This is a genomic window from Elizabethkingia argenteiflava (genome assembly GCF_009904105.1).
In the GTDB taxonomy this organism is placed as follows: Bacteria; Bacteroidota; Bacteroidia; order Flavobacteriales; family Weeksellaceae; genus Elizabethkingia; species Elizabethkingia argenteiflava.
The window spans coordinates 1-10,569 of sequence record NZ_JAAABJ010000336.1; the positions used below are offsets into that span (position 1 = coordinate 1).

A 10,569-nucleotide genomic window follows, 5' to 3' on the forward strand; every position below is an offset into this window, starting at 1 on the left:
GATTCCAGAAAGTGCTTCACCATTGGAGCCAGAACCCCATCGGTGCCAGTCATTTTTTTTCCAGAATAAAGGCCGGCAATAGCCTCCTTCTTAAAAGACTCAAAGTCAAATTCTTCTTGTGCCATAAGATATTATATTTAAAGATAATGTTTATGACACAGTTCGAGATACACCCTCGTATATGGTGGGGTTTCAGGAAACCGGCTGATGTTCGGAGCATTGATTGCAGCGATGACTGCTGTGCTTTTTCTGCCTGGAGTATGGGTGGCTTATCCGTTTTTTAAAGATAAGTCCAAATGGTACTCTTGGGGAGCCTATTATCTTCTGGTGCTTAGTGTACTGCTCATGCCTTTAGGTCATGCTGTTTTCTTCTTCACAGGAGAAATTCACAAAGCCATTTATCACACCGATAAATCAGCTCATCCTTATTTATTGGAAACGGCGTCCAAATTTATACAACTACATTATATCACTTGGGGTACCGCCGTTATCGTGTTACTACTGGGCTGGCTCACTTTCTCAATCTTGGTGTTCCTGGGAAAAACAATTCTGCCCAAATGGGTAGGCTTTATCAGTCAGGTATTTATCACCCTATATCAGATCTTCATTCATCTTATGTTGCCTTCGTCAGACATTAAAGGCTATCTCGGTGCGGCAGTTTTTAACATTGCATATCTCATCTTCTTTATCATACTATTCATCCGTTTTAAAAAGAAACTAATCACTGCTCACCCTCAAATAAGCTATTATGATTAAAAACTTAAAATACGTTACCTCCTTCAACCGAAAAGGAGCCTGGAGTGTAGTACTTTGGCCAATCCTACATAGTATCTTCATCACTGCTCCATCTGGAATTTTATTGCCTGTCATCTGGGAACTATTTTCAGAACATCCTAATGTTCAAAAAATATGGATGATTATAGGGATAATGGCACTCATGCTGATCATTCAGTTTTTCATTGCATCCAAATCAATGATAAACAGTAATATATGGGTGTATGATTTGTCGGCCAAACTACGAATTAAGTTAGGAAACAGAATTCAAAAATTTTCATTGGGCTTTTTCAAAAAAAAAGATCCCGGAGAAATCGCTTCTATATTGTTACAGGATATAGCTAATTTTGAAGGAATTTTTGGTCATAGTATAGGCAAACTAGCAGCAGCTTTCGGTACTGTAGTCCTCTCCATATTCCTTTTTATTTATGACTGGCGATTGGCGCTTTGCCTACTAGCAGCAGTACCTTTAATTTATCCCTTTTTACGGGTGACAAATTATTTCGTAATCAAATTGGGTAAAGAGCAAATAGCAGCACGCAATATAATGGGGGCAAAATTCCTGGAATATGTACAAGGTATTCGTCATTTGAAATCATATGGCTTAACCGGTGAAAGGAACAAGAGCTTGAGACGGTCTTTTGAGGATTTACGCAGGAAAAGCATCAGAATGGAAGCCATTCCTGGTCCCTTTATCATAACGGCAAGTGTGGTTTTTGAAATCGGTTTTCTGGCAATGCTAGCATTGGGATTGTATTACCTAAACGGAAATACGATTACGATTCCGGTGTTCATTACATTTCTCATCATGGGGTATAACCTTTATAATCCACTCAAAATAGTGATGGTAGATTATCTGGTGCTTCGTTATATGAATGAAAGCTTGAATCGTATTATCGATGTGATGGAAGAACCAACAATGGAAACGGGTAAAAATGAATGGCCAGACCGTTTTGATATCGCTTTTGAAAATGTAAGTTTTGGCTATTCAGATAAATCGACGGTTCAGTATTTAAATTTCAGGGTTCCCGAAAAATCAATGTTGGCACTGGTAGGTCATTCTGGTTCTGGAAAAACAACCCTTGTTTCACTTATTGCCCGATTTTGGGATGTGGACACAGGAAGCATTAAAATAGGTGGTGTGGATATCCGCAACATAAACCATGATAAGTTTTATAACTTTATCAGTGGAGTGTTTCAGGAAGTGTATTTGTTTGACGATAGCATTTACGAAAACATCAAAATAGGTAAACCCGATGTGACAAAAGAAGAAATTATGGAGGCTGCCGGAAGAGCCCAAGTATTGAATTTTGTGGCGGAATTTCCCGAAGGAATGGATACCAAGGTTGGTGAAGCGGGCAGTAAACTTTCAGGCGGACAAAAACAACGCATCAGCATCTCCCGTGCTTTGCTGAAAGACGTACCTATTCTTTTATTAGACGAAGCGACTGCAAGTCTTGATCCTGAAAACGAAATCTACATTCAGCAGGCTATTCAGAAATTGGTAAAATCCAAGACAGTTGTTGTGATCGCCTATAGATTAGCGACCATTCAAAATGCCCATCAGATATTGGTTTTGGAAAATGGCAAAATCGCTGAAAAAGGAAATCATACAGAGCTATTCCATAAAAAAAGTATTTACAGAAAAATGTGGGATATACAGCAAAAATCCGGAGGATGGAAAGTCAAAAATAAATATCACAGAAACAAGCAGTAATAGGATGAGGTGTATTTTCTGTTTTTCCAGTAGTATATACGGAAAAAGTAAGCCTAGAGATTAAACATGAATTTATGCTGGATAAAAAAGTTGTTTGCCTTCAAAATTTATTCTCTCTTTGCTTAATCTGGTATTGATTGTAAATAAAAGAGTGTCGTTTTTTACTCAAAATTTATAGTTAAAAAACATAAATTTTCATAAATAAAGAGAACGTCCGTGAAATATTGTTTAGTTTTGTTGGGAAATTTTCATTTTATAAAGAGGAGCATATAGATGCACACAGAGCATTTTTATAAGATGAAGAAAACTTTAAGTGAGTAAAAAATATTTATATTTTAATTTTAAAGATAGAAATGAAGAGAAATGTATTCACAGGGCTTATAGCTCTTGTTTTTTTAGTAGCCTGTAACAAAGAGAAAACAGTCGTAAAAAGTATTCAGAACTACAATGCGACCATGCAGGAAAAAGGGTATCATTTTGGAGATAAAATCAATTTACCTGCTGAGGTCACCGACAACATTGAAACCATCAGTATTAGTTTTGGAGATAATCAGAGTAACTCGTTGGTTATTGATCCACACTACTTCACACTGGGAGAAAATAATGTAACCTTTAGTATGAAACTCAAAAATGATAAGCTTGTGAATCAGGATGCTACCATTAATGTGTTTGCCTCTAAACCAGAGCAAAACCTTCTCTACGAGCAGATAGCCGAATATCCTCATGATCCTAAAAATTTCGTTCAGGGTTTTCAATTAGAAGGAGATGTTGTTTATGAATCCGATGGTCAGCATGGTGAATCCAGAATGTTAAAATATAGACTGGGCAGTACGAATCCATTACAACAGGCGACACAAGCACAAGAATTTTTTTCCGAGGGTTGTACCATTGTAGGAGATAAGGTATACCAGTTAACATGGCAGAATCGCAAAGGATTTATATATAATAAAAATACCCTGAAATTAGAAGGCGAGTTTTCTTATCCTTCAGCGATGACCGAAGGCTGGGGGTTGACTTATGATGGAAAAAACCTTATTGCAGCGGATGGAACATCTACCCTTTATTTTCTGGATGTAAATAATCCGAATAAAGTCATAAAAAAAATAGGAGTTGCGGGTTCTCAGATGGCATATGATCAGATTAATGAATTAGAATATCATAAAGGGTTTATCTATGCAAATGTGTGGCAGCAACCCATCGTTCTAAAGATAGATCCAAGCAAAGGAGAAGTGGTGGGCAGATATGATTTTTCCGATTATGTAAGCATACACACCAAAGGAGCTGATGATGTGCTTAATGGTATTGCTTTTAAAGGAGATCATATGTTAGTAACCGGTAAAAATTGGCCTAAGATATACGAAGTAAGATTAAAGTAAGAGATTTTTCTGGTGCGTCCATAAAAAGGCTGTTTGGCTGATTGAAGCGAGTGGTACATAAGTCTGCTAAAATAGGCTTGCAATCCAACTCCACAAGTTTTATCTTTACGCCTCCAAAAAAATTAAGATATGCATATTGCTGTAACCGGGAATATAGGAGCGGGGAAAACTACGCTTACAAAGATGTTAGCCAAACATTACGGATGGGAGGCTCAGTTTGAGGATGTGGATCATAACCCTTATTTGAATGACTTTTATCACGATATGGCGAAGTGGGCATTTAATCTTCAAATTTACTTTCTCGGAAGTCGTTTTAAACAAATTAAAGAGATACGCGAAAGCGGTAAAAATGTTATTCAGGATCGAACCATTTATGAAGATGCGAACATCTTTGCAGAGAACCTAAACGATATGGGACTGCTCAATGAGAGAGATTTTAATAATTACAAATCGGTTTTTAGCCTGATGAAGTCATTTCTCTCAGCACCCGATCTATTGATTTATCTCAAGGCTGATATCTCCAAGCTGGTAGAGCAAATCGCAAAGAGAGGTCGCGAGTATGAAGCCGGAATTAGTATTGAATATTTATCTAAGCTCAATCATAAATATGAAAAATGGATTCAGGGTTACCAAGAGGGAAAGCTGCTTATCATAGATGTAAACAATCTCGATTTTGTTGAAAATCCTGAAAATTTTGGAATTATTTTGGAAAGTATTGATGCCAATTTGAATGGTTTATTTTAAATATAGATTTAAATGAAAGTAAAGATTTATCATAACAGTAGGTGTTATAAATCCAGAGAAGCATTGCAGTATCTGGAAGATCAGGGCATAGCATTTGAGTTGGTGAATCTCATTCAGACACCTCTCGACGAATTCCAAATAAAGCAGTTATTGGAATATCTTAAATTTAAACCTGAAGAATTGGTAAGAACAGGAGATGCCCTTTTTAAAGAAAAATATGCGGATAAACCTCTTGATGATCAGGCATGGCTTAAAATTTTGGTGGATCACCCTAACCTGATCCACAGACCTATTGTCCTTAAAGACGATCAGGCGATCATCGCGAGGCCTTTGGAGAAGCTAAAGGACTGGTTAAACAACTGATGTGAATATTTAAATTAAAGCTTATAAAATAAAAAAGCTTGAGTTGCCCCGCATCTGGTTTGTATGTTAAAGCCGGAAAAAGTAAAAGAGAAACAAACTTCCAAGGAAGGATTTATCGGCAATGCCCACTATTTAGAAAGCAAGAGACGTATAAGAACAAGTCTTAGAGAGAATGAAAACGTCTTTTCCAGATAAAATCCAATAAAAAAGCGACTCTACAGAGTCGCTTTTTTATTGGATACTTATCGACAGAATTTAGATACCATCAATAATATTATTTAAGGTAGCACTAGGCCTCATGGCATGTGAAGCTTCACTTTGGTCCGGCTTATAGTAACCTCCCATATCCTGAGGATGGTTTTGAGCGTTGATAAGCTCGGCATTTATTTTTTCTTCATTTTCCTGTAACTGCTGTGCAATAGCCTTGAATTTTTCAGCGATTTCCGAGTCAGAAGTCTGCTGTGCAAGCGCCTCTGCCCAATATAGGGCTAAATAGAAATGTGAACCTCTGTTATCGATTTGTCCTACTTTTCTTGCTGGAGACTTATCAGTAGCTAGAAATTTTGCATTGGCAGTATCCAAAGCATCCGCTAATATCTGAGATTTTGGATTGTTTTGCGTCTGTGCTAAATGTTCTAGGGAAGCTTGAAGTGCTAAAAACTCTCCTAGGGAATCCCACCTTAGATAGCCCTCTTCTATAAATTGTTCCACATGCTTAGGAGCAGAACCTCCAGCTCCGGTTTCAAATAAGCCTCCACCATTCATAAGCGGAACTATAGAGAGCATTTTCGCAGATGTACCCAGTTCGAGAATAGGAAAAAGATCCGTTAAATAATCTCTCAGCACGTTGCCTGAAACAGAGATGGTATCTTTTCCTTCTCGTGCTCTTTTTAAGGTTTCCGCCATGGCCTCCTTTACATTGAGAATTTTTATATCAAGACCCGAAGTATCATGGTCCTGAAGGTATTTTTCTACTTTTTTGATAATTTCCCTATCGTGGGCTCTTTCTGTATCTAGCCAGAAAATTGCAGGAGTATTGGACAGACGAGACCTGTTTACGGCTAATTTTACCCAATCTTGGATCGCCGCATCCTTAGTTTGACACATTCTGAAAATATCATATTTTTCTACTTTTTGAGAAAGTAAGATATTTCCTTTTTCATCTTGCACTTCCACACTTCCATCTGCGCTTAACTGGAAAGTTTTATCATGAGAACCGTATTCTTCAGCTTTTTGAGCCATAAGTCCCACATTGGGAACTGATCCCATGCTGCGAGGGTCTAATGCCCCGTGTGCTTTCATATCGTCGATAGCAGCCTGGTAGCAGCCTGCATAAGAACGATCTGGTATGATGGCCAGGGTATCTTCTTCCTGCCCCTCTTTATTCCACATTTTACCCCCACCTCTGATCATAGCAGCCATAGAAGCATCTACAATAATATCCGAAGGTACATGGAAATTGGTGATACCTTTGTCAGAATTTACCATGGCTACTTTGGGACCTTCGGCAAGTGTCTTTTCAATATCAGCTTTGATGGCTGCTTCTTGATCATGTCCTTTAATTTTTTCAAATAAGCCAGCTAGTCCGTTATTAGGATTGATATCTAATGCTTTGAAAGTCGAAGCGTATTTAGTGAAAACCTCTTTAAAGTAAGTTTCTACAATCGCTCCGAAAATAATAGGATCCGATATTTTCATCATGGTGGCTTTCAAGTGTGCCGACAATAGTACACCTCTGCTTTTGGCTTCTTCTATCGCTTGTTGAACGAAAGTTTTTAGCGCTTGTAAGTTCATTACAGAAGTATCAATAATCTCTCCAGCTTGAAGATCCGCAAAATCCTTTAATATGCTTTCGGAACCATCTTCTCCTTTGAATACAATACGGTATTGGGTAGCCTCTTCCAGTGTTGTCGAATTTTCTGTTCCGTAGAAATCGCCTTGTAGCATATGGCTTACATCTGTTTTACTATCAGCAGCCCATTGCCCCATTTTATGAGGATTTTGTTGGGCATAGTTTTTTACTGCTTTTGGTGCACGCCTGTCGGAATTACCTTCCCTCAGGACAGGGTTAACAGCACTTCCTAAAACTTTGGCATATTTAGCTTTTATAGCTTTTTCGGCTTCGTTTTTAGGATCTGATGGATAGAGTGGCACATTAAAACCTTTCTTTTGTAATTCAGCAATGGCTGACTCCAATTGTGGTATAGAGGCCGAAATATTGGGTAATTTTACAATATTAGCTTCAGGTTGATTGGTGGTATTGCCCAGTTCAGATAAAGCATCTGAAACCTTCTGACCCTCTTTTAAAAACTCCGAAAAATTAGCTAAAATTCTTCCTGCTAAAGAAATATCAGGAACGGAAATTTCTATATTAGCTGACTTTGTAAAAGCTCTCACGATAGGTAAAAACGAATGCGTAGCTAACATAGGAGCTTCATCCGTTAATGTGTAATAGATTTTTGATTTTTCTGACATTTTCTTTCGATTTTTAATCTTTGTTGTAGTAGAGGTGACATCCTCTACTTTGATTTTTTGAAAAACAAATTTAATATTTTTATTCGAAAGCCTGTTTAAACAAGATAAGAATCCACTATATTTATTGTGCTAAAAAAAAATATGAAAATTGCGGTATTAGGGACAGGAAATCTTGGAGTTTCTATTATAAAAGGTCTTTTGCAATCCCAAGAATCTTACCAGATAATTGCGACCAGAAGAAATACACAAAATATAGCTTTCTTGAAAGAAGAGGGGGTTGCGGTAATGCAAGATAACCATCAGGCCATTCAGCAGTCCGATGTGGTGATCGTAAGCCTTAAGCCCTTCAATATACTAGAGATTCTAAAATCTCATCAGGATTCCTTTAGCGCTGATAAAATTGTGGTTTCCATGGCTACAGGGGTAAGTATAGATCAGATTCGGGAGGCCATAGGCTGCCAAAACATCAACATTATGCGCGCTATGCCCAATACGGCTTCGGGGGTAGGAGAGTCGCTTACCTGTTTGGTATATAATGGGGTAGATAAAGATAAGCTTGAGCTAGTAACCACATTGCTTTCTCATATGGGAAAGGTTATCCAGGTAAACGAAGACTTAATGGAGGCAGCTACCGTATTGGGCGCTTGTGGACTGGCTTTTGTGTTTCGTTTTATGCGGGCCATGGTACAGGGAGGTATTCAAATAGGCTTTGATGCTCAAACGGCTGTACAAATTGTTAATCAAACGGTGAAAGGAGCTGCAGAACTTTTAATACAAAATAAAAATCATCCTGAACAGGAAATTGATAAGGTGACCACTCCTAAAGGTTGCACGATTGTAGGATTGAACGAAATGGAACATCAGGGTTTTAGCGCTTCTCTGATTAAAGGAATTAATGCTTCTTTTCAGAAAATTGAAAAAAAATCCTAGCAGGATGATGGTCTGTTTTTATAAGCCCGTCTAAATCCCCGGCGGATATATAAATTCAGAAAGTTTAAGGAGGATCAACCTATTCAATAGCTCATCTAAACGGATATTTTTAAACCCAAAATCATGTAATAATATTTTTGTCTTTGGAGCTCTAGTTTAAAAATTAAGAGGGCTTTGATTATATTTACCATAAATTCTGTATTTTTACTTTTAATAAAAATTTTTGAATAATGGCAGATATTAAATTAAAGGGAAATACAGTATCTACAGTAGGTCACCTCCCTCAAAATGGAGAACAGCTAAAGGACTTTACATTGGTAAATGTGGATTTAGAGGAGAAAACTTTAGCCGACTATAAAGGCAAAAAAATAATATTGAATATTTTCCCTAGTATAGATACGGGGGTTTGCGCTGCATCGGCCAGAAAATTTAATCAAGAAGCCGTTCGTTTTGAAAATACGGTGGTGATCAATGTATCTAAAGATTTGCCTTTTGCTTTAGGCAGGTTTTGCGCCGCAGAGGGTCTGGAAAATGTTGAAACCCTCTCTGACTTTAGAGGTAATTTTGGACAGGATTATGGCGTTACCTTATCCAGCTCACCTCTGAAAGGATTGTTAAGCCGAGCTGTGGTGGTGGCCGATGAGAATGCGAAAGTGATCTATACCGAGCAGGTGCCTGAAATAGGGAATGAGCCGGATTACAATGCTGCTTTGGCTGTATTGTAATAAAATAGAGAGCAGAATATTAAAAAGGAACTGTTCTTCATAAGTTTCTAGGCTATAAATGTATTAAAGCTCTTGATTGTTCAGGAGCTTTTAACATATGTTATACAGGCAAATACCCAATCAAGCCGAACTTTAAATAAATGCTTAAATTTGTATGATTAGACATTGAATGTGAAGGACTATTATTACTTTATGGGAATCCCTAAAGATGCTTCTGAAGAGGAGGTGAGAAAGGCTTATCGTAAATTGTCCTTAAAGTACCATCCGGACAAAAGTAAAAGCGATCCTTTTTTTGAAAATCGTTTTAGGGAGGTGAGAGAAGCTTATACCATTTTGATCGATAAAGATCGGCGCACGGCCTATGATCACCTGTTAAATCTTGAACAAAAAAAAATTCCTGCTCTCCCCCCTAGAATTACGTCTTTCCATGCCAATAAGTTGCGGGTGATAAAAGGGGAAGAAGTGATGATTACGTGGCAGACTTTTAATGCAGATGTCGTTAAAATACACCCTTTTGGCCTACAAAAATCATATGGTGAAAAGCGGATATCGATTACGGAGTTCGATGAAGAGGGCAAATTTCAGTTGATATTGAATGCTACCAATTCTGTGCTGAACCAGACGGTAGCCAGTGGTATAAGCTTTAGAGAGATTGTGGACCTCAACAAGGTCCTTGAAAAAAAGGATAAAGAACCACGTATAGATAGTGCCCCTGCAGATTCTGAAATTCAACTTCCCAATTATTTAAAATGGGGGATGGTGTTCCTCCTAATCCTACTCTTTATCATTTATGAGGTATGCGGAAGGAACTAAGCCAGCTTACTCCGTCCTGGGCATTTTTTGCAACGTTTTCCTTTTTTAAACTTTTTGCAACACTTCTTTTTGTCACAGTATATTTTTTCCTCGGAAAGCTTAGGGGCTAATGTAGCCTCTTTTAAATGGAGATAAATAGGTTTCATATCACAAATATAAATTAATTTAGAATAAATATAGATTAATTTGTATTTGTGAATTATCCAGCAGGATAAAAAACTTAATAACAGCTATTTACATTATAGATAAACATATTTGTTGGCTAACATGAGTTCGTAATCTATAATTGTTCTATTGCCCAACTGCAGAGCCATCAGAAATAGATCTCCATAGGAAGGAGGTGAGATAAAAACGATAGTATTAAAGACCTGTTGTGCATTAGGAATTAAACATGAATAATCTTATTCAAAACTACAAAATTATTTTAAAAGAATTAACCAATATCTGTACACATATTGATTCATCCAGGCAAATCAGGATTCCCAAATGGTCTGATCTGGAGCTTGTGGCCCTTAATATTACTGCAGAATATAGGTTTATTAGCTTTGAATTACAACTATTTATATGTATTTCGGGAACAGATTTGGAAGATAAAATAGAAAGAAGTGTATACAATAGAAGAAAAAGAAAACTTTTCTGCTACATAGAGAAA

General features: G+C 37.4%; 9 protein-coding genes and 1 pseudogene. 9 read left to right on the plus strand and 1 reads right to left on the minus strand.

Annotated elements, in window-relative coordinates:
* Positions 1 to 204 precede the first annotated feature (204 nt).
* The 5 genes from GNY06_RS03850 (at position 205) to arsC (ending at position 4,974) form a co-directional block, all read left to right on the plus strand.
* Positions 205 to 756, plus strand: coding sequence for a hypothetical protein (locus GNY06_RS03850; protein ID WP_394350824.1), 552 nt, complete (start codon positions 205 to 207; stop codon positions 754 to 756).
* Positions 749 to 2,491, plus strand: a complete 1,743-nt coding sequence (locus GNY06_RS03855) for an ABC transporter ATP-binding protein (RefSeq protein WP_166518886.1) — start codon at positions 749 to 751, stop codon at positions 2,489 to 2,491. The genes GNY06_RS03850 and GNY06_RS03855 overlap by 8 nt, the downstream gene beginning before the upstream one ends.
* A 353-nt stretch (positions 2,492 to 2,844) precedes the next feature.
* Complete coding sequence (locus tag GNY06_RS03860) at positions 2,845 to 3,867, plus strand: glutaminyl-peptide cyclotransferase (protein ID WP_166518887.1); 1,023 nt, start codon at positions 2,845 to 2,847, stop codon at positions 3,865 to 3,867.
* A 129-nt stretch (positions 3,868 to 3,996) separates the two neighbouring features.
* Complete coding sequence (locus GNY06_RS03865; protein ID WP_166518888.1) at positions 3,997 to 4,611, plus strand: deoxynucleoside kinase; 615 nt, start codon at positions 3,997 to 3,999, stop codon at positions 4,609 to 4,611.
* Positions 4,612 to 4,623: 12 nt separating this feature from the next.
* Positions 4,624 to 4,974 carry an arsenate reductase (glutaredoxin) gene (gene arsC, locus GNY06_RS03870; protein ID WP_166518889.1) on the plus strand — a complete coding sequence of 117 codons (351 nt, stop codon included), beginning with the start codon at positions 4,624 to 4,626 and terminating at the stop codon, positions 4,972 to 4,974.
* 255 nt (positions 4,975 to 5,229) lie between these two features.
* Here arsC and GNY06_RS03875 read toward each other — a convergent pair whose 3' ends face one another.
* Positions 5,230 to 7,449: an NADP-dependent isocitrate dehydrogenase gene (locus GNY06_RS03875; protein WP_166518890.1), complete on the minus strand. Its 2,220-nt coding sequence runs from the start codon at positions 7,447 to 7,449 to the stop codon at positions 5,230 to 5,232.
* Between the two features lie 141 nt (positions 7,450 to 7,590).
* Between GNY06_RS03875 and proC the strand changes: the two genes are divergently transcribed.
* The 4 genes and pseudogenes from proC to GNY06_RS03895 all read left to right on the plus strand — a co-directional run.
* On the plus strand, positions 7,591 to 8,379 hold the full coding sequence (proC, locus tag GNY06_RS03880; protein WP_166518891.1) for a pyrroline-5-carboxylate reductase: 789 nt from the start codon (positions 7,591 to 7,593) through the stop codon (positions 8,377 to 8,379).
* Positions 8,380 to 8,609: 230 nt separating this feature from the next.
* Positions 8,610 to 9,104, plus strand: coding sequence for a thiol peroxidase (tpx, locus tag GNY06_RS03885; protein ID WP_166518892.1), 495 nt, complete (start codon positions 8,610 to 8,612; stop codon positions 9,102 to 9,104).
* A 171-nt stretch (positions 9,105 to 9,275) separates the two neighbouring features.
* Entirely contained in the window at positions 9,276 to 9,917 is a 642-nt protein-coding gene (locus tag GNY06_RS03890; RefSeq protein WP_166518893.1) for a J domain-containing protein, read from the plus strand.
* Between the two features lie 391 nt (positions 9,918 to 10,308).
* Positions 10,309 to 10,569, plus strand: a pseudogene (locus GNY06_RS03895) (IS982 family transposase); the annotation flags it as partial.